Source organism: Chitinophaga sp. Ak27 (genome assembly GCF_012726295.1).
Taxonomy (GTDB): Bacteria; Bacteroidota; Bacteroidia; order Chitinophagales; family Chitinophagaceae; genus Chitinophaga.
Window position 1 is genome coordinate 850844 of record NZ_JABAOB010000002.1, and the last position, 20383, is coordinate 871226.

Annotated in this window: 16 protein-coding genes; 11 read left to right on the plus strand and 5 right to left on the minus strand. The window is 49.3% G+C overall.

Annotation, left to right across the window (positions count from 1 at the left end; genetic code table 11):
- Positions 1-60 precede the first annotated feature (60 nt).
- The 6 genes from HGH90_RS11140 to HGH90_RS11165 all read left to right on the plus strand — a co-directional run bounded on the left by HGH90_RS11140 (position 61) and on the right by HGH90_RS11165 (position 11410).
- Positions 61-3288 (plus strand): S41 family peptidase, encoded by a 3228-nt coding sequence (locus HGH90_RS11140; protein WP_169191096.1) that lies wholly within the window; start codon positions 61-63, stop codon positions 3286-3288.
- A gap of 120 nt (positions 3289-3408) precedes the next feature.
- Entirely contained in the window at positions 3409-4092 is a 684-nt protein-coding gene (locus HGH90_RS11145; RefSeq protein ID WP_169191097.1) for a response regulator transcription factor, read from the plus strand.
- The gene (locus HGH90_RS11150; protein ID WP_168762531.1) at positions 4089-5408 is read left to right on the plus strand and encodes a sensor histidine kinase; all 1320 of its coding nucleotides are present in this window, start codon (positions 4089-4091) and stop codon (positions 5406-5408) included. Before HGH90_RS11145 ends, HGH90_RS11150 begins: the two co-directional genes overlap by 4 nt.
- 120 nt (positions 5409-5528) lie before the next feature.
- Positions 5529-6911 carry a TolC family protein gene (locus HGH90_RS11155; RefSeq protein WP_168762532.1) on the plus strand — a complete coding sequence of 461 codons (1383 nt, stop codon included), beginning with the start codon at positions 5529-5531 and terminating at the stop codon, positions 6909-6911.
- A gap of 54 nt (positions 6912-6965) precedes the next feature.
- Positions 6966-10241 carry an efflux RND transporter permease subunit gene (locus tag HGH90_RS11160; RefSeq protein ID WP_169191098.1) on the plus strand — a complete coding sequence of 1092 codons (3276 nt, stop codon included), beginning with the start codon at positions 6966-6968 and terminating at the stop codon, positions 10239-10241.
- Between the two features lie 47 nt (positions 10242-10288).
- Positions 10289-11410 (plus strand): efflux RND transporter periplasmic adaptor subunit, encoded by a 1122-nt coding sequence (locus tag HGH90_RS11165; RefSeq protein WP_169191099.1) that lies wholly within the window; start codon positions 10289-10291, stop codon positions 11408-11410.
- A gap of 52 nt (positions 11411-11462) precedes the next feature.
- On the opposite strand, the gene HGH90_RS11170 is transcribed toward HGH90_RS11165, so the two are convergent.
- Positions 11463-12302: a sugar phosphate isomerase/epimerase family protein gene (locus HGH90_RS11170; protein WP_169191100.1), complete on the minus strand. Its 840-nt coding sequence runs from the start codon at positions 12300-12302 to the stop codon at positions 11463-11465.
- A gap of 172 nt (positions 12303-12474) precedes the next feature.
- Between HGH90_RS11170 and HGH90_RS11175 the strand changes: the two genes are divergently transcribed.
- From HGH90_RS11175 to HGH90_RS11185, 3 genes are all read left to right on the plus strand, one after another.
- Entirely contained in the window at positions 12475-13206 is a 732-nt protein-coding gene (locus HGH90_RS11175; RefSeq protein WP_168762536.1) for a DUF481 domain-containing protein, read from the plus strand.
- Positions 13207-13252: 46 nt separating this feature from the next.
- Positions 13253-14362 carry a helix-turn-helix domain-containing protein gene (locus tag HGH90_RS11180; RefSeq protein ID WP_168762537.1) on the plus strand — a complete coding sequence of 370 codons (1110 nt, stop codon included), beginning with the start codon at positions 13253-13255 and terminating at the stop codon, positions 14360-14362.
- A 77-nt stretch (positions 14363-14439) separates the two neighbouring features.
- Entirely contained in the window at positions 14440-15621 is a 1182-nt protein-coding gene (locus tag HGH90_RS11185; RefSeq protein ID WP_169191101.1) for a serine hydrolase domain-containing protein, read from the plus strand.
- Between the two features lie 57 nt (positions 15622-15678).
- Here the strand turns inward: HGH90_RS11185 and msrB are convergent, their stop codons facing one another.
- The 4 genes from msrB to HGH90_RS11205 all read right to left on the minus strand — a co-directional run bounded on the left by msrB (position 15679) and on the right by HGH90_RS11205 (position 17897).
- The gene (msrB, locus tag HGH90_RS11190) at positions 15679-16194 is read right to left on the minus strand and encodes a peptide-methionine (R)-S-oxide reductase MsrB (protein WP_169191102.1); all 516 of its coding nucleotides are present in this window, start codon (positions 16192-16194) and stop codon (positions 15679-15681) included.
- Between the two features lie 124 nt (positions 16195-16318).
- Positions 16319-16702: a DUF302 domain-containing protein gene (locus tag HGH90_RS11195; protein WP_169191103.1), complete on the minus strand. Its 384-nt coding sequence runs from the start codon at positions 16700-16702 to the stop codon at positions 16319-16321.
- Complete coding sequence (locus tag HGH90_RS11200; RefSeq protein ID WP_169191104.1) at positions 16689-17249, minus strand: carboxymuconolactone decarboxylase family protein; 561 nt, start codon at positions 17247-17249, stop codon at positions 16689-16691. The genes HGH90_RS11195 and HGH90_RS11200 overlap by 14 nt, the downstream gene beginning before the upstream one ends.
- A 75-nt stretch (positions 17250-17324) precedes the next feature.
- Entirely contained in the window at positions 17325-17897 is a 573-nt protein-coding gene (locus HGH90_RS11205) for a TetR/AcrR family transcriptional regulator (protein WP_169191105.1), read from the minus strand.
- Positions 17898-18005: 108 nt separating this feature from the next.
- On the opposite strand from HGH90_RS11205, the gene HGH90_RS11210 reads away from it, so the two are divergent.
- Positions 18006-19136, plus strand: coding sequence for a lactonase family protein (locus HGH90_RS11210; protein WP_169191106.1), 1131 nt, complete (start codon positions 18006-18008; stop codon positions 19134-19136).
- 168 nt (positions 19137-19304) lie between these two features.
- A complete protein-coding gene (locus HGH90_RS11215; RefSeq protein WP_169191107.1) occupies positions 19305-20378 on the plus strand; it encodes a glycosyltransferase in 1074 nt (357 codons plus the stop codon).
- Positions 20379-20383: the final 5 nt, after the last annotated feature.

Consider the following 20383-nt stretch of genomic DNA (forward strand, 5'->3'; position numbering starts at 1 on the left):
TATCTTGGGCAAACCAGCTTTTATAGCTGCACCCAAACAACAAAAGTCTATTCGGCGCTTATGAAGAGATTATTATCCAGTTGTGCTGCCCTGCTGTTGGCAGCCATGTCCCATGCCCAGGAAAATGCCCTGTGGTTAAGAAATCCATCCATTTCCCCCGACGGCAAAACGATTGCCTTCGGGTATAAAGGAGATATTTACCGGGTAGATGCGAATGGCGGCGTAGCCGTGCCACTCACCATCCATGAAGCCCATGATATGATGCCGGTATGGAGCCATGATGGCAAATATATTGCCTTCGCGAGCGACCGGTACGGTAACTTCGATGTGTTTGTAATGCCCGCTACCGGCGGCACGCCTGTGCGGCTCACCAGCAACAGCGCCGGCGATTTTCCCTACGATTTTACCGCCGATAATAAACAGGTACTTTTCGGCAGCGCCCGGAATGCGCCAGCATCCAGCATCCGCTTCCCGTACCGCCTGTTCCGGAATATGTATACCGTGCCCGTTACCGGTGGCCGCGCTACCTTGGTCAGCGCCGCCGGCGCCGATGTAGCCCACTATAGCAAAACAGGCGATAAGATCATCTTCCAGGACAGGAAGGGGTATGAAGACCCGATGCGTAAACACCACGTATCGTCCGTTACCCGCGACATCTGGGTAATGGATGTGGCCAAAGGCAGCTATGAAAAAGTGTCTGCCTTCGAAGGGGAAGACCGGGAACCGGTATTTGGCAATGGCAACGATATCTACTACCTGTCTGAAAAAGGGGGAGTTTCCCAGAACCTGTTTAAAGGCTCGCTGTCCGATAAAAATAGCCTGCAGCAGCTCACCCGCTTCACCAAACACCCGGTGCGCAACCTTTCTAAGTCTGATAACAACACCTTCTGTTTTACCTATAACGGGGAAATATATACGCTGAAAGACGGTGAACAGCCCCGTAAGCTGGAAGTGAATGTTTTCAACGACGGCCGCGCAGCTACTGTGAAAAATGTGCCGGTAAGCGGCAACATCACCGAATTTGCCATGAGCCCCGACGGGAAAGAAATGGCATTCATCGCCAGGGGAGAGGTGTTTGTAACCAGCGTAGATGGCAACTTCACCAAACGTATTACCAACACGCCCCAGCAGGAACGCATGGTGGCCTGGTCGCCCGATGGCAAGAAACTCGTATACGCCGCAGAACGCAACGGTAATTGGGATATCTACCAAACCACCAAAGTGCGTAAGGAAGAACCTTATTTCTTTACAGCCACCTTGCTGAAAGAAGAACCAGTTATCGCTACCGATGCAGAAGAATTCCAGCCGGTATTTTCTCCCGACGGCAAAGAGATTGCCTACGTGGAAAACCGGAATGTGCTGAAAGTATTCAACATCGCGGCTGGTAAAAGTCGCACGATCCTGCCCGAAGGACATAACCACTCTTATTCCGACGGCGACTGGAGCTTTGCCTGGAGCCCGGATGGTAAATGGATAGTAACAGACGACTCGCAAGGGTATTTCTTTATGAACAATGCCGCACTGATCCCTGTGGATGGTAAAGGCAAGCCGTTTTACCCCGTAAACAGCGGCTTTGGCGAAGGAAACTGCAAATGGTCAGACGATGGAAAGATCCTCACCTGGACCAGCAGCCGCGAAGGACGTAAGTCCCTCGCCAAACAAGGCAGCAGGGAAGTAGATGTGTACGCCGTTTTCTTCGATCAGCCTACGTACGATAAGTTCAAGCTGTCGAAAGATGAATTTAATTTACTGAAAGACAAAGAGGCTGCGGAGTCCAAAACGACAAAGGATTCTACTGCAAAAACAAAAGATACGACCAGCAAAAAGACTTTCACGCCCGATTTCACTAACCTTGAAAACAGGAAGTTAAAGCTCACCATCAACAGCGCATCTATCGGCGATTATGTGCTGAATAAAGACGCCTCTAAACTTTACTACATGGCCGCCTTTGAAAAAGGGTACGACCTGTGGGTAACGGAACCCCGGACCGGCGAAACAAAGATCCTCGCTAAAATGGGCGGTACCCCCGGTAGTATTGAGCTGAGCAAAGATGGCAACTCCCTGTTTGTCAGCAACCGCGGTAGCGTGGTGAAAGTAGATGCCAGCAGCGGTAAAATCACGCCGGTAAGCATCAATACGGAATTGTCGCTGAACCAGGAAGAAGAACGTAAATATATTTTCTGGCATGCCTGGAAACAAGTAAAGGAGAAGTTTTACGATCCTACCCTCCGGAATATGGACTGGAAAATGTATGGCGACAATTACGCCCGCTTCCTGCCATATATCAGCAACAACTACGATTTTGAAGAGCTGTTGAGCGAGCTGCTGGGAGAACTGAATGGTTCCCATACCGGTGGCCGTTATTCACCACAGCCTGTCAACGGCGATAACACTGCTTCTTTAGGACTCTTGTACGATGAAACCAGTCGCGCCGACGGGCTGCAGGTCGACGCCGTGATTGCAGGCGGTCCTTTCGACAAAGCGGCGAGCAAGCTGAGAAAGGGCGATATCATCGAAAAAATTGATGGCGCGGCTATCAATGATAAGAGCGACTGGGCTGCGTTGCTGAACCGCAAAGCCGGAAACAATATCCTGGTGAGCATCTACAACCCCAACACCAAAGTGCGCTGGGATGAAACCGTGAAGCCGATCTCTGGTGGCGAAGAAAATACGTTGATGTATAAACGTTGGGTAGCCGCCATGCGCGCCATGGTCGATAGGCTCAGTAACGGGCAGGTAGGCTATGTGCACGTACAGGGCATGAACGATGCCAGCTACCGCTCAGTATATGACGAAGTAATGGGGCAGAACCGAGGTAAAAAGGCGTTGATTGTAGATACCCGCTTCAATGGCGGCGGATGGCTGCACGATGACCTGTACAACTTCCTCAGTGGTAAAAAATACCTGGAGTTTGCCCCCCAGGGCGATCGCCTGAAGGGTGGCGAGCCCTCCGGCCAGTGGCAGGCGCCCAGCTGCGTGCTGATGAGCGAAGGCAACTATAGTGATGCATTTATCTTCCCTTATGTATATAAACAAGGCAACATCGGGAAGTTGATCGGTATGCCGGTACCCGGCACCGGTACCGCCGTATGGTGGGAAACCCAGATAGATCCTACCATGGTATTCGGTATCCCGATGGTAGGCACTATCGGTAAGGAAGGACGGCCAACTGAAAACCTGCAGATAGAACCCGATATCCGGGTACCGCTGCGCTACGAGGAGTTCCTGCAGGGTAAAGATGCCCAGCTGGAAGCTGCCGTGAAGGAAATGTTGCAGGAAATAAAATAGCAGAATGATAGATTAAGATAAGGCCTCTGCAGCGGTATGCTGTGGGGGCTTTCCTTTGCGTACCAAAAACTTCAAAATTGCTTTAAATTTACCTCGCACCTTGCACACAGGTATGTTTTTATGAAAGTATTGATTGTAGAAGACAACAAGGAACTGGCCAGCGGTATATACGATTATCTCAACGGAGAAAAGTATATCTGTGAGCTGGCCTATAACTTTGAGGCGGCCCGGGAAAAGCTTTCCCTTTTTACATACGACTGTATCCTGCTGGATATCATGCTGCCAGACGGCAATGGCCTGGAACTGCTGAAATTTATCCGCCAGGAAAATATCGGCAGCGGCGTACTCATTATTTCAGCCAAAGATGCCCTGGACGACAAGGTAAATGGCCTGGAAGGCGGCGCCGATGACTATGTTACCAAGCCCTTCCATTTACCGGAACTCCATGCCCGGCTCCGGGCCATCTACCGGAGAAAGAAGCTGGAAGGCAATAACTTGGTAGTTTTCAATGAAATAGTGCTGAATACAGATACGGTGGAAGCCATGATCAACAACACCCTGCTGGACGTTACCCGCAAGGAATTCGATCTGTTGTTGTACTTTGTGGTCAATAAAAACCGCGTACTTTCAAGGCAATCTATTGCTGCACATCTGTGGGGCGATTATACGGATAACTTGGCTAATTTCGACTTTGTATATCAACATGTAAAAAACCTGAGAAAGAAGATCAGTGCCGCAGAAGGAATAGATTACATTGAAACGGTTTATGGCTTAGGCTATAAGTTTAATACGTCGAAGACATGAAATTACTGAATAAAATAACGCTCTGGTTTATCGGTATCGTGTTCTTGGTAACGCCCATTACCATGGTCATCTCCCGTAATAATATCAAAAAACACCTGGACCAGGCGGAAATAGAGCGCATGAAAGCGGTGAACGACCGCGTGGCCCAGCAACTGCGGGCAGGGGAGAAGCCCGACCGCTATACCCATGGCCGGCCCATTGAAATAGCGGCCGTTCCCGGCCCCATTCCGGAAGGAAAGGTGGAAACCAAAAAAGACTACGCTGTGGCGGAAGACCTGGGGCAGAAAGAATGCCGCATTACAGTCAACTCCTGGTACCAGGTAGGTAACCAGTATTATAAAATATCTTCTTACAATTACGTGATCCGCTCAGAAGAGATCTTCCGTGGGATGCTGGGCGCCGTAGTATGGAAAATGCTGCTGATGATACTCACCGTGTCGATCACGGCCAGGCTGCTGTCACGGAAAATATTTTCCCCGCTACGCCACACCATGAAAGCTATTCACCGCTTCGACCTCAAAAAGAAAAAGAAGCTGCAGCTGCCGGAAACCAATACCACCGAATTCAAAGAGCTCAATGCCTTCCTCACTAAGATGACCGACAAGGCCGTGGAAGACTACGCCGCCGTAAAAGAGTTCAGTGAAAATGCGTCGCATGAGCTGCAAACGCCGCTGGCAGTGATCCGCAGCAAAATTGAGCTGCTGTCGGAAACCAACATCGACAGCGTACAGGCAGCATTGATCGGTGATATGCAGAACGCCATTGAAAAATTATCGCATATTAACCGCTCCCTCATCCTGCTCACCAAGCTGGAAAACCAGGAATTCAAAGTGTCTGAGAGCATTAAGTTCTGCCGCGTGGCGAAAGACGTGATGGCCACTTACGAAGACTGGATCACCATGCGGGAAATTAAACTCACCTCCAGCCTGGATAAGAATATACCACTCAGTATCCACCCTGCCCTCGCGGAAATGCTGATCAGCAACCTGCTGAGTAATGCCATCCGCCATAACCGCGACGGGGGGCAAATAAATGTATTGCTTACTGCCAGCGAATTATGCATCAGCAATACCGGGCTTCCTCCGCAGATACCCACCTGCGAGCTGTTTCAGCGTTTCAAGAAAAGTAACCAGAGCGCAGACAGCATAGGGCTGGGACTGGCCATCGTAAAACAGATCTGCGAAGTCAACAACTACAGTGTAGTGTACGACTACGCCGATGGCTGGCATAGTATCCGGGTAAGTTTTGATGATAAGGAAGCGTTGTCGGTAAATGGCCAGGGCGCCTTATCCGGGGCAGATGCAGTGGCTGTGTAATCTCCTTTCTCACAAAAAAAACTGAATTTTATATTTTCCTTCAAGTTTACTTCAAAATGATGCAGTCATTTTGTGGTTGGATATCCCTCAGGATGTTTCAACTGTAAAATCTAATCATTCATGTGGAGTAAGAAACATTTGCTGTTGGCAGCAGTGCTGGTATCTTCAGGGTATCGTACCTATGCTCAACAGGTCTTTACCCTTAAACAGGCCATCGATACCGCTATTGCCAACTACGGTACTATCAAAGCCAAAGCCAGCTATACAGCGGCTTCCCGGGAACAGGTATCCCAGGCCCGCCGCGATTACCTGCCCAACCTGAACCTATCAGCCCAACAGGATTATGGTACCATCAACGGGCAAAATGGCCCTATGTATGGATTTGGCGGCCTCGCGGTGGCTTCCGCAGGTCCGGCACTGGATCATCAGAATTGGAATGCCGCATTCGGCGCATTATACCTTACTAATATTAACTGGGACTTCTTTGCCTTCGGCAGAGCCAAAGAAAAAGTAAAAACAGCATTAGCGGCCGCTACGCAGAACGATAAAGATTGGCAACAGGAGATATTTAAGCACAAAGTAAAAGTAGCGGCCACTTATTTAAACCTGGTGGCAGCGCAGCAGCTCACGCGCTCTTACCAGGAAAATCTCGACAGGGCCGATACCATTCGCCGCGTAGTACGCACCCGGGTACTCAATGGCCTCATTGCAGGAGTAGACTCATCGCAGGCCAATGCTGAATATTCCAGCGCGAAAATTGCCCTCACAAAAGCAAAGGATTTTGAACAAACCCAAAGCAATGAGCTGGCGCAACTCCTGGGCATACCACCACAGGAATTTACAGTGGACACCACTTATATGTCGCGTATCCCGGCTATTCCTTCAGACACCTTTAGCCTGGACAATCACCCGGTATTGCAATGGTATAAAAGCCGTATTGCACTGAGCGATGAACAATCGAAATACGCTAAAACCTTTTACTACCCTGCGTTTACACTGGTGGGCGTATTACAGACCAGGGGCTCTGGTTTTGGTGCAGGATATATCGCCAATCAAAATGATTATTCGCATGGATACTGGGATGGAGTGAATCCTACCCGCACCAACTACCTCCTGGGATTGGGCGTTACCTGGAACATTACCCAGCCTTTCCGCATTTCGCGGCAGGTAAGGTCGCAACAGCAGATCAGTAAAGGATTACAATACGAATATGAATTGGCCAATCAGCAAATTCACGCGCAACTCGATCTGTCAGATAAGAAAATAAAGAATGCGCTCGACAACTACCGCGAAGTACCGGTACAGGTGAAAGCCGCTTCTGATGCCTATCTCCAGAAATCGGTGTTGTATAAAAATGGGTTAACTAACCTGGTGGACGTTACCCAGGCTTTGTATGTGCTCATCAGGGCGGAAACAGATAAAGACATTGCCTATAGCAACGTATGGCAGGCATTACTGCTGAAAGCCGCTGCTGCGGGTGATTTTAGCATATTTGAGAATTGACGCTTTCGTTAAACGGACGCCCTTGAGGGCTTTATTTATCAACTTATCATTATCATGAACTTAATCAGTTTTGCATTAAAAAAACCTATTACTATCCTGGTGCTGGTAGCCGGCCTGTTCTTCTTTGGGATAAAAGCGGTGAATACGATTAAGATCGACATCTTCCCAAAGCTGGACATGCCGGTGATCTATGTATCCCACCCTTTCGGAGGCTACACTCCCAAGCAGATGGAGTCTTTCTTTGCTAAACAGTACATCAATATATTCCTGTTTGTAAACGGGGTGAAAAGTATCGAAACAAAAAACATCCAGGGGCTTACCCTGATGAAGATCAACTTCTATCCCGGTACCAACATGGCCCAGGCGGCAGCGGAGGTGAGCGCGTTTTCCAACAGGATTCAGGCCATCTTTCCACCGGGTTCCAACCCGCCATTCATCATCCGCTTCGATGCCTCTACTTTGCCGGTAGGACAGCTCGTACTCAGCAGCGATAAGCGCAGCAACAACGAACTGCTCGACCTGGCCAACGTATACGTACGTTCTTCCTTTACGTCTATCCCCGGTTTGATCGGCTCTACGCCTTTTGGCGGTAACATGCGTACCGTGGTGATCAAAGCCGATCCTGAGCTGCTCCGCCAGCACAACATGACGCCCGATCAGCTGGTGGAAGCGCTGCGGCTCAACAACCAAACTGCCCCCTCCGGGAATGTGCGCATCGGCAACAATAACTATATCACACCCGCCAATACCACTATCCGTAATGTAAAGGACTTTGAAAATATACCTTTGTTTAAAGGAGATGTGTCTAATCTCTACCTGCGCGATGTGGCTACCGTAGAAGATGGCGCCGACGTTACTGCGGGCTATGCCTTGGTCAATGGCCGTCGCTCAGTATACCTGAGTATTGCCAAAAGTGCCGATGCCTCTACCTGGGAAGTGGTACAGCGACTCAAAAAGGCTTTGCCTAAAATGAAGGCGCAACTGCCCGAAGATGTGAACCTGAGCTATGAATTCGACCAGTCCACCTACGTGATCAACTCTGTAAAGAGCCTGCTCACAGAAGGTACGATAGGCGCTATTCTTACCGGTTTGATGGTGCTGCTGTTCCTGGGCGATCCAAGAGGCGCGCTGATTGTGATCCTCACTATTCCTACTTCCATTATTTCGTCGGTATTGTTCCTCAATCTCACCGGGCAAACCATCAATATTATGACCCTCAGCGGGCTGGCGCTGGCCATCGGTATCCTGGTAGATGAAAGTACGGTAACGATAGAAAATATTCACCAGCATCTTGATATGGGGAAACCTAAGGCCCTGGCTATCTGGGATGCCTGCCAGGAAATTGCGTTCCCTAAGTTGCTGATCCTGTTTTGTATATTGGCAGTGTTTGCGCCGGCATTTACCATGGGCGGCATTCCAGGCTCCCTGTTCCTGCCGCTGGCGCTGGCCATCGGCTTCAGTATGATCATTTCTTACTTCCTGGCACAGACCTTTGTACCTATCATGGCCAACTGGATCATGAAGGTGAAACATCATAAAAAAGCAGATGGCCGGGAAATGACCGATGCGGAAGAGTTTGCCGCCGCAGGGTTATCCGGGGAAAAAGATACCTGGGAACAAAAGAAGGTATTGGTAGAAAGAGCAGACAGCAACCATGACGGAAAGATCAGCCGCTTTGAGCGCCTGCGCAACCGCTACCTGCGCTTCATTGGCCGGATGATGCCCTATCGCAAACCTATTGTGATCGGCTACCTGGTGATCGTATGCGGCGCAGTTGCATTACTCCTGTCGGGCATAGGACGGGATGTATTGCCTAAAGTGAACGGCAGCCAGTTCCAGGTGAGAATGCGGGTGCCGGATGGCACGCGTATTGAGCGCACGGAAGAACAAACCCTGAAATTACTCGATGGTATCAACAACATCGTCGGGAAAGAAAATGTATCTATCACGTCGGCATATATAGGTATGCACCCGCAGCTGTTTTCCACGGCGCCCATCTTCCTGTGGATGGCCGGTCCGCACGAAGCGGTATTGCAGGTGTCATTGAACGAGCATTATAAAACCAACCTGGAGCAACTGAAAGATAAGATCCGTGAAAAGGCCAGGGCTATTGATCCGCAGATGATGCTGTCGTTTGAACCGATAGAACTCACCGACAAAATCCTCAGCCAGGGATCGCCCACACCTATAGAGGTAAGGTTTTCGGGCCGCGACCGTAAGTTAGGAGAGCAGTATGCGCAGAAGCTGGTCGACCGCATGAAACAGCTGTCTTACCTCCGCGATGTGCAATTTGGTCAGTCTATTAAATATCCTTCTATCAACGTAAATATCGATCGTATCCGGGCAGCCCAGCTGGGGGTGGATGTAAGCGATGTAACCCGCTCCCTGATTGCGTCTACCTCTTCTTCCCGTTTAACGGAAAAAAATATCTGGGTAGATGAAAAAGCTGGACTGAGCTATAACGTTCAGGTACAGGTACCAGAAAATAAGATGAACAGCAAAGAGGAGATAGGGGAGATTCCTGTATTGAAGAATGCCTCCAGGCCCGTGCTAAGCGACGTAGCCACGTTGTCGGTCGACACCACGTATGGCGAAGTAGATAACCTGGGTGCTATGCCGATGATGACGGTCACCGCCAACCTGAATAATAAAGATCTGGGCGCGGCCGCCGCCGGCGTAAAACAGGCTATAGCGGCCCTGGGCCCATTACCGCGGGGACTGAACGTAGAAATGATTGGACTCAGCACCACCCTCGGCGATACGCTCGATAGTTTACAGGGCGGATTGATCGTAGCCATCGTAGTGATCTTCCTGATGCTGGCCGCTAATTTCCAGTCGTTTAAAGTATCCGGTATTGTGTTGGCCACCGTACCTGCTGTATTACTGGGTTCTCTCGCATTGCTGATGCTGTGCCGGTCTACCCTCAACCTGCAATCCTATATGGGCATGATTATGTCGGTAGGGGTGTCTATTTCCAATGCGGTGCTGCTGATCACCAATGCAGAGCAGTTGAGAAAACACAATGGCGATGCCTTGTTATCTGCCACAGAAGCTGCCGCGCTGCGTTTACGTCCTATTGTAATGACCGCCCTGGCCATGGTGGTGGGTATGATACCCATGGCGAGTGGTATGGGAGAAGCTGGCGATCAGTCGTCTCCCCTGGGAAGAGCTGTTATCGGTGGACTAGTAGCTTCTACCTTTGCTGCTTTGTTTATATTGCCGCTGGCATTTGCCTGGGGACAAGGAAAGGCTACTACACAAAGCGTATCGCTGCATCCGAGAGATGAAGAAAGTATTCACTACATTCCATCAGAAGACGATAAGGCATAATCAATCAATCAATCATCATTCATCTAATTGCTATTAAAATATAATTTATGAACAGCGGTTTCCGTATCTCGATTTCTTTCCTGTTGCTGACAAGTATTGCCGTGGCATTGTACAGCTGCAGTGAATCCGGGGCCAAAGACGAAAAATCCGGCGCGGCTGCAGTGGCGCCGGCGCCTGCATTGTCCGCTTTTTCCCTGGAAAAAGGAGCCATTTCTTCTTCTATACGTATCCCAGGTGAGCTGGTGGCTTTCCAGCAGGTGGACCTGTACGCCAAAGTAAATAGCTTTATCAAAAAACTATATGCCGATGTCGGTACAGAAGTGAGCGCCGGCCAACTGCTGGTAACCATGGAAGCGCCTGAAATCAATTCACAGCTCTCCGGTGCTGAGTCGCGCTTAAAATCGCAGGAAGCGATTTACCTGTCGAGCAAAGCTACATACGATCGCCTGCTGGAAACCAGCAAAACACCTGGTACCGTGTCGCAGAACGACCTGGACCTGGCTTTTGCCCGCCAGAAGTCAGACCTGGCGCAGCTCGAGGCCGCCCGGGCTGCTCACCGCGAAGTAGGCGATAACCGCAATTACCTGGAAATCCGCGCTCCCTTCAGTGGTGTGATCACCGCACGTAATGTAAGCGCCGGCGCCTATGTTGGTCCATCCGGGAAAGGTTCTGAAATGCCCATCTTCACCTTGCAGGAACAAAAGAAGCTGAGATTGGTAGTAAGCGTACCCGAAGCCTACACCAGCTACCTGGATAACCAGAGCGAAGTGAAATTTACCGTAAAATCGCTGGCGGGTAAACAGTTTACCGGGAAGGTGATCCGCCTGGCCGGCGCCCTGGATCGCAAGCTCCGCTCACAACACATCGAAATAGATGTAGCGAACAACGACAAAGCCCTGTTGCCCGGCATGGTGGCAGAAGTAGCTATCCCGCTTACCGGTAATGGCAACAACTTCCTGGTGCCTTCCAGTGCGGTACTTAATTCATCAAAAGGGGTGTATGTGATCCGGGTAGAAAACAACAAAACAAAGTGGGTACCCGTTACCACAGGCCGCAGCGAGAGTGGTAAAACTGAAGTATTCGGTGACCTGAAAGAAGGAGATACGCTGATTACCACTGCCGGCGAAGAGGTGAGAGACAGCGCCGTAGCTAACATACAATTGAAATAGTAAATAGTGATGAATGCAGGGACTGCCTGTTTATACAGGCGGTCCCTTTTGTTTAACTATTGAGCGTATGGATCACGCCCCGGAAATAGCCCGCCGATTCGGCGATGCCCGGCAGCGGATCACTCATATCTTTTTCATATTCGATACTGCATACGCCCTGGTAATTGATTTTATCCAATGCGCCCACCAGCTTTTTAAAATCGATCACGCCTCTGCCGAGTTCAATAGCTTTCCCATCTTTGGCGGCAGCGCTCACATCTTTGATATGGAGGTCGAAGATCCTGCTTTTATACGCCAGTACGGCTTTGTCGGGCGCTTCACCAGCCCGGGTGGCATGGCCAATGTCCAGGCACAGGCCCAGGCGAGGATCCCGGTTTTTGATGAGGTCGTACGCGTTTTTAGGTCCCGGATACAGCGCATCTTCAGGTCCGTGGTTGTGTACGGCTAGCCGGATATTATAAGCTTTGATTTTCTCTTCTGTATAATCCAGTAAATCAGGGGTAGGTACGCCTACGATCAGTGGAACGCCCACCCGTTTGGCATATTCGAAGGCCTCATCTACCGCCTGCTTCGTTTTCATGTAAATAACACCTACAGCATATACGTTGATGCCGGCAGCGGAAAATTTCCCCAACACTTCTTTGATTTTTTCCTCGCTGCTGTTGAGCGGCAGGTGAATATCTTTCACCGAAATATTTTTGATATTCACCCGGTTCATGATGGCAATCGCCTGGTCGAGGTTGAATTTGGCAAAAGTATATCCGGCCATGCCCACAGGGAGTGTTGCTTTGTCCCGGCGGCCAGAAACCGCCGCCGTGGCTGTCAGCGGCCCCATGGTGGTAGCGGCCATGCCCAGGGCTGTTTGTAAAAGAAAATTTCTTCTTGTCGACATAAAATTGGTTGTTACGTGGTTTCAGCAAAAGGATTACAGATTGCCTAAGATCTCTAAAATTTTTTATTTTTTCATGCTCAATACCTTTTTTCGGGATAGCCGGGCAAGATAGGTTCAGGCACGTTAATTGCGGCCGGGGGCATCGCAGTTATATAACGCCCAAGCGAAGAATATGAAGAGATTAGTTTTACTCCTGATGGCGCTTTTGAGCTATGGCATTACCATGGCCCAGTTCAGCGACTCCGTGCATTATTATATCAAGTATGCCTCTACCGGGTCGGTAAATAGCACCCAGGATGGAAATGCTTACCTGCTCAATAACAATCTGGGCTTTAAAATCAGTAAAAAGAAAATTGTGCTGAATACCGCTGCCAGCTATGTATACGGCAAACAAAACCATAACCAGACCAACAACGATGTGTCTGCCGCCACCGATTTCAGCGTATACCGGGGAGAAAAGAAGTTTTACTACTGGGGATTGGCCAACTACGACAGGAGTTATTCTCTGAAGATCAACAACCGTTTGCAGGCCGGCGGCGGCGCCGCCTACGATGTGATCCATCGCCCCAATGCCACCCTCAATATCAGCGAAGGGATAATGTTTGAAGCCAGCGACCTGTTTTTACAGGATACCATCCGCGACGTATATCAAACTGTCCGCAATTCCCTGCGGGTATCCTACAAATGGACCATCTGGAATATGGTGGTGCTGGAAGGCGCTAACTATGTACAAAACTCACTGACTAACGGCAACGACTATATACTCAAGTGTAACAATGGCCTGTCTGTGAAGCTCCGTTCCTGGCTAAGCATTACCGCCGCCATGGTGTATAATAAACTGAACCGTACCGACCGTGAAAACCTGCTGATGACATACGGGCTCACGGTGGAGAAGTTTTTTTAAGTGTCCGTCCCCTGCATAAAACCATATTTTGTTTTATTTTGGTTATATGAAGGGATTATTCCATACCATCATTTTATTAGGAGCAATACAAGGCTTTATCGTTAGTGGAATATTATTTTTCACGGACAAACGGCGTACGGCCAACCGGTTGCTGTCGGCCTTTATTTTTTTGATGGCCATAGCTAGTTTTGCCCTGTATGCCTGGGAAACGAATTGGTTTGGCTCCCGCTGGCTGGCTTTCATCGCCAATTTTCTTCCGCTGATCACGGGGATGGGGTTTGGTCCGTTGCTTTATTTTTATGTAAAAGCCTTTACTGATCCGGTATTTAAGATGGGACGCCTGGAACGGTTACAATTCCTGCCCATGCTGATCGACATAGTGCCATCGCTGACCAGCGTTATCTTTGTAACAGGCGTGCTGACAGGCACTATTAAAAACAATCCCGGCCCCTGGGGTATTTTCATTGATACCTATAATGTGTATGCCGATATTCCACGCTGGGCTTCCCTGGCATTTTATACAGCGTTATCATTCCGGTGGCTCGCCGTCAATAAACCGGTAACCGGCACGGGATGGCTGCGGCAGTTGCTATGGGCCATGGCCATATTTGAAGGTATGTGGCTGCTGTACCTGGTGCCTTATGTAATACCGCGCTATACCGACCTGGTACTCGAAAAGTTGGACTGGTATCCTGTTTATATTCCACTGACCATATTGATTTACTGGCTGGGTATAAAGGGATATATTATTTCCTATCAGCAACAAGGCACCGCCCCGAAAAATGACACGCCGCTGCCGGTGGCTACCATCGACATGGCGCTGGTACAGCTCAACAAAGCCATGGAAGACGACCGCCTGTACCTAAACCCCGAATTGACCTTACAGATAATGTCCCAGCATATGGGGATTCCACCTAAAACCATATCGGCGGTACTGAACCAACACCTCCATAAAAATTTTAACGAGTACATAAACGGGTATCGCGTGGCCTTGTTTAAAGAAAAGATATTACAGGAGGACGCCGCCCAACTTACTTTTGCGGGCATCGCATACGACTGTGGCTTTTCTTCTCCCGCTACTTTCCAACGGGTATTTAAGCAGCTCACGGGGATGTCGCCCTCCGAGTTTCGAAAAAAGTCGCTGGAAATTTCTTAAATCCTTTGCTCAAATCCGGATATGAGTAGGTGAACAGCCCATAAACAGGGACTTTTACCGGAAAACGAATGATCCGTATGATTACTTGTTCTGATACCCTCCGGGGAAAAATCGTTCCGCTTTTAGGGATGATGGCTATTTGTTTGTTTGCCTGTCGCACATCAAAGACCGGTATTGCCCCAAAAAAAATTACCGCCGCCGACACCATATGGAATAGCATCCGGATGGCTGCTTTTGCTGAGCGGATGGAAACCTTGCGGCAGCGTTACCATATTCCCGGCCTTTCCCTGGGCATTGTCAATGCCGGGCAGCTGGCATGGAAGACGGGACTCGGATACGCCGACGTAACTACGAAATCAGTGCCCGATGAAAATACGGTTTACCAGGTGGCGTCCGTCACTAAAACATTTGGCTCCATTATCCTCCTGCAACAGGTGGAAGCCGGCAAGATAAGCTTGGATGATCCTATCAGTAAGTATGGTATTAACCTGGGAGCTCGCTGGGGAAGCGATCCCCACATCAAGCTGAAACACCTGCTTACGCATACGGCCATGGGTAATACGCTCAATAGTTTTAAGCCCGGCTATGTATTCCGTTACAACGGCGCGTGGTATAACCAGCTGCAGAAACCCATTGAAAAAGCATCAGGGCATACCTTTGGGGAACTGTTGATGCAACAGGTGATCACACCGCTGGGTTTAAAGAATACGGTACCCAGCACAGATGATAGCGCCAGCTTTGCCCTGACAGGCTATGATAAAGACAGCTTCCTGCATAGCGTAGCCCGGCCTTATGATTGGAAGCAAGGGCAGTTGGTGCCGGTTACCTTCAATTATGGCTTCGGGCCGGCGGCTGGTTTGATGAGCACCGTAGCCGATCTGGCAGTTTATTCTACTGCTATTGACCAGGGAAAGTTCCTGGGAGACAGTACCTGGCGGATGGCATTTACACGGTATGTTACACCAAGGGGTAAAAAGATACAATATGGACTGGGATGGTTTATAGGGAAGTACAAAGGGGTAAAGGTGGTATGGCATACCGGCTGGTGGACAGGTTATTCGGCATTGTTTGTGAAAGTGCCGGAGAAAGACCTGGCTTTCATTGTGCTGGCTAATTCGCAGGACCTGAGCCGGCCATTTTATCATATTGTTAGCCCGATGCCGATGCTAACGATGTTTAATCCGTTCCGGAATAATCTAAACCGGCATATATCTGCGTCCGGCTTTGCAAAGGCGTTCCTGGACCTTTTCCTGGATTAAAACAGGGAGTATATTTCACGCCAGGGCACCTTGTGTTCCTGGCGTGAAAATGAAATATTAATGCGCTCCCGGGTCCGGCTCAAAATCGAGCGAGATGGAGTTCATGCAAAATCGTTTATGGGTGGGCGGTGGTCCGTCATCGAAGATATGTCCCAGGTGTGAGCCACAACGTTCGCAAATTACTTCTGTTCGCTGCATGCCATAGGAATTGTCGGCCTTGTAAATGACGCTATTGGCTCTCAGTGGCTCGAAGAAGCTTGGCCAGCCGCAGGAGCTGGCAAACTTTGCATCTGACCGGAATAGAGGATTACCACATACGGCACAATAATACGAGCCTTTCACATCGCTATCCCAGTATTTCCCGGTAAAGGCGCGCTCGGTAGCAGCCTCTCTTGCCACAGCGTATAATTCCGGTGAAAGTATTTTCTTCCATTCTGCATTGGTGACATGCAGTTTCCGGGTGTCTGTCCGTGAATAAAAAGGATTGGGAGCGGCGGGCTGTTTGCTCTCGTTTTGGCTATGGCAGGCAATCTGGCTGGCCAGGATCAGTGTGAGCAGAAATAATGTTTTCATCGCTGTTATAAACTACACGTGAACAAATATGATGATACAAATTTACCGCTTTATCTCCTTATTTGAGCGGCGGTAGGGCGATTTATCCATCGCTTGCTTATTAGACGCAATAAATGAAAAATCCTTACAGCAGTTCTTTCAGCAAGGCTGTTACCCGTTGCGATAATTCGCTGCCCAGCGCTTCCAGGCCGCTATAGTCCTGCAGCTGCAGTACAGGGTCGCTGTAGGTCACCGCCGTAGTGTGGCCGTCTACTTCCCGCAGTACCAGTTTAAGGGGCACTTCTATGACAGCGTCCGGATCGGCCTGCAGCAGCTGCTGCATATAAGCCGGGTGGAAAAAGAGCAGTTGCCGGATAGGGCCAATGACGATCTGGTGACTGGCTAATATCGCCTGTGGATTGATTTCCTGCAGGAGCAAGAAGCCATTATTAACAATGGCTTTCCTGGCGGCAGTTAATACCTGCTCAAATGGCTGGTCGATGATGGTGTTGATTTTATCTGTTTTCATGGCTGTTGGTATTGGCAGGAGTAACTAAAGGCCAGTCTACTTCTGTACCGGCTACTACGTTGAGGTAGTTGGTGAAAATATTACGTATTACGTTGGCAATGATTTCCAGTATTTCGCCATCGGTATAGCCGGCATTGCGCAGCGGTGTTACATCGGCGGTAGATAAATCGCCGGGGTTGGCCAATAGCTTTTTGGTAAATGCCATGCCGGCAGCTACTTTAGGATCGGTAGCTGTCAGTGCCCGGGCTTCCCGGATATCGGCTTCTGACAAGCCTGCTTTGGCGCCGGTGAAGCTGTGGGCCGACAGGCAATAGGTACAACCATTTTTTTCTGCTGAGGCAATAGCAATTCTTTCCGCCATAGGGGCGCCCAGGCTGCCTTTGCGCAGGGAATTACTGAATTGGGTATAGGCCTCCAGTACAGCAGGGGAGTGCGCCATAACACTATACATATTTGGAATACGGCCCAGTTGACGGTTTACCTGTTCTAATACCCGGGTGGCTTCGTGGCTGGCTTCACTCAGTGGAAGCGCGGTGATGGTACTCATAGTATTTGCTTTTTTATTATAGACCAATTTGTCTATTATTAGTGAAAAAAATAACCCTTTGCAGGGTGGTAGCTGTTATTGTTTACTCAATAAATGTTTAATCGTTTTTTTAGCTGCTTTTACAGGCCATATGTCGCGGAAAACCTTGGTTTCTACAATCGCTCCTTCAAACAGCAGGTAAATGGTATCCGCCCAGGTATCTGCAGCCGGATGTCCTTCCACTCCTGGAATAGCCAGCAGTAATTGATGCAGATACCGGCGCAGTTTCCGTTTATGTTCGGCTACCTGCTGTTGCATCTCTTTATGACTATTCCCGATTTCTGCCAGCATATTGATGAAGCGGCATCCGCGAAAGTCCTGCCGGGGCAACTGTGTTTCCAGGAAATCGAATGGGGCCAGCAGCCTTTCCAATGGCGCTGTTTTTGCATCTACCACTGCTGTTACGGCCTGGAACCAGTCTTGCCGCGCAGCCTTCAGATAAGCCAATCCCAGCTCGTCTTTCGAGCCAAAGTGGCTGTATAGACTCGCTTTAGCCACCCCTGCTTCTTCCAGTACCTGGTTAATGCCGGTAGCATTGTACCCCTGCTCGTAAAACAAGCGCGCCGCAGTGGCTAAAATCTTCTCTTTTGGATTACCTGGCCTTGCCATAACAACACAAAGATAAAGACAAAAATAATAATAGACAAATTTGTCTATTATTATTTTTTAGAGAGATGAGTATCTTGTGGTCCACCTTCATGTCTAAAACATTTACCATTGGTACGTAAGTTATTTATTCTCGTTATCAGCACTATATTCAGCAGTTTTATTGCCAACGCCCAACAATACTACCTGTTTGTGGGCAGTTATAACCGCGACAGAGCCAAAGAAGGCGTATATGTATTCCGGTTCAATGAAAAAACCGGGGCCTTGGACCGGGTATCGGCCCTGGCTGGTATCCTCAATCCTTCGTTCCTGACGGTTGCCCCTGGAGGTCAATATATCTACACCTGCTCGGAAGCGCAAACGCCCAATGTAGGCGGCGTTACCAGCCTGGCGTTCGATAGCACCAGCGGCGTACTTACTTTGCTGAGCCGGCAAGATAGCGGGGGCGATAACCCTGCCTATGTAGGCGTAGATCCAAAGGGCAAATGGCTGGTTTGTGCCAACTACAGTGGTGGAAGCCTGGGCATTTTTCCGCTGAACGAAAATGGCCGCATTGCACCGGCTGCGCAAATTATTCCCTTTAAAGACAGCAGCGTCACCAAACGGCAAACATCCTCCCACATACACGCCGCCGTATTTTCGCCAGACGGGAAATATGCATTCTTTCCCGACCTGGGCGCCGATAAAATCAGGACCTACCAGCTGAAACCAAACGCGTCGCCGGTATTACAGCCAGCTACGCCCGCATATACGGCTACGGTCCCTGGCAGTGGGCCCCGGCATATCGTTTTTCATCAACGCCTGCCTTTTGCTTACTGCATCGAGGAAATGGGAGGGATGGTATCTGTATACCGCTACCACGAAGGGAAACTGGATCGCGTACAACGGGTGAGCGCCCACCTGGACGATAAGGCGGAGGACTATAATGCCGCTGATATTCATATTTCCCCCGATGGATTATTTCTCTATGCATCTACCCGCGAGGCAGCCAACACGATTTTCATTTACCGGGTTAACCAGCAGACTGGTCAACTGAAACAGGTAGGTAAAATATCCAGTGGTGGCATACACCCACGTAACTTTGCCATCGATCCGACTGGTAATTTTGTGTTGGTGGCCAATCAACGGTCCAATAACATTGTGGTGTTTAAAAGAGATCAGCAAACAGGATTGCTCACAGCAACAGGTACCACCGTTTCCCTGCCCAATCCTTCGTCTTTGCAGCTGCGGTTGTACCGCTAGTCACTGCCCGCTTTTAAGGGAAAATGACTTAGTTTTACAGCCTTATTTAAAAAACGATCACAACACTTGAAAAGGATACTCTATTTTTTTCCGTTGAATCCCGTTGAGAAAAAAGGGGGAAGTCAAACCCGTGCCCTGCACCTGCTAAAATATTTTAAAGCAAGGGGCATGAAGGTAGATTTTATTACGAAATCTGTTTGGGGACAATATACCCCCGAAACGGTGAAAGCCTTTGAAGACAGCGGTTTGGCAGAACATATATGGGTGCTGGACCGTAAACCGGTAAAAGGCAACCCTGTAAAATATTTCTTCACTTATAAGCTATGGCATATCTTATATGAAAGAAAACTGAAGCTGGTACCCGGATCTTTTCCCAATCATACTACCCTGAACCTGCGGCGACAGTTCGATGCCATTCTGCGTCGCCAGCAATACGATTATATCATTATCAGCTATGCTTACTGGGCAGATTTTATCCGCGATAACCCCTTGGTAGGGAATGCCGTTACCATTATCGATACGCATGACCTGTTGGCTTCCCAGCATCAGAACGACACCGGTTTTGATAAAGGCGCAGCCCTGGGCGACGAATTACGCAGACTGGCACAGTTTAACCAGGTATGGGCTATTTCACCTGAGGAAACTTATTTCTTCAGCCAGTTTCTCAAGGAAAAAGTGAAGTATATCCCAATGATTATGACTGTGCCGACGCCCGTGAAAGAAACAGTGGAAAAGGATTTTGACCTGATTTATGTGGCGTCGGATAATCCGCATAACCTCCGTTCGGCCGCCTGGTTCTTTAAAGAAGTATACCCGTTGCTGTCTACCAATATCAGGATATGTGCGATAGGGGTGATTACTGCGCATATCAGTAAAGATTATCCCAACGTTACACTGATTCCCTTTGTTGATGACCTGGATGAATATTATCGTCGTGCACGGGTGGCGCTGTGCCCTATGCTCACGGGAACTGGTGTAAAAGTAAAAGTGGTAGAGGCCATGTCGCACGGGTTACCGGTGATCTGTTCGGAACGTGGCCTGGATGGTCTCCCCGATAAAACCAGCAATGGTTGCCTCTCTGCCAACGATCCGCAAACATTTGCGGCGAATATACAGCGGGTATTATCAGATAAAGCATTATATGAACAGTTGAGCTGCCAGGGACAGGCTTATTTCCAACAGCACTTTTCTATAGAAAGCGGGTATCAGAAGCTCGACAAAGCCATGGGTATTGATCGCTAAAAGCA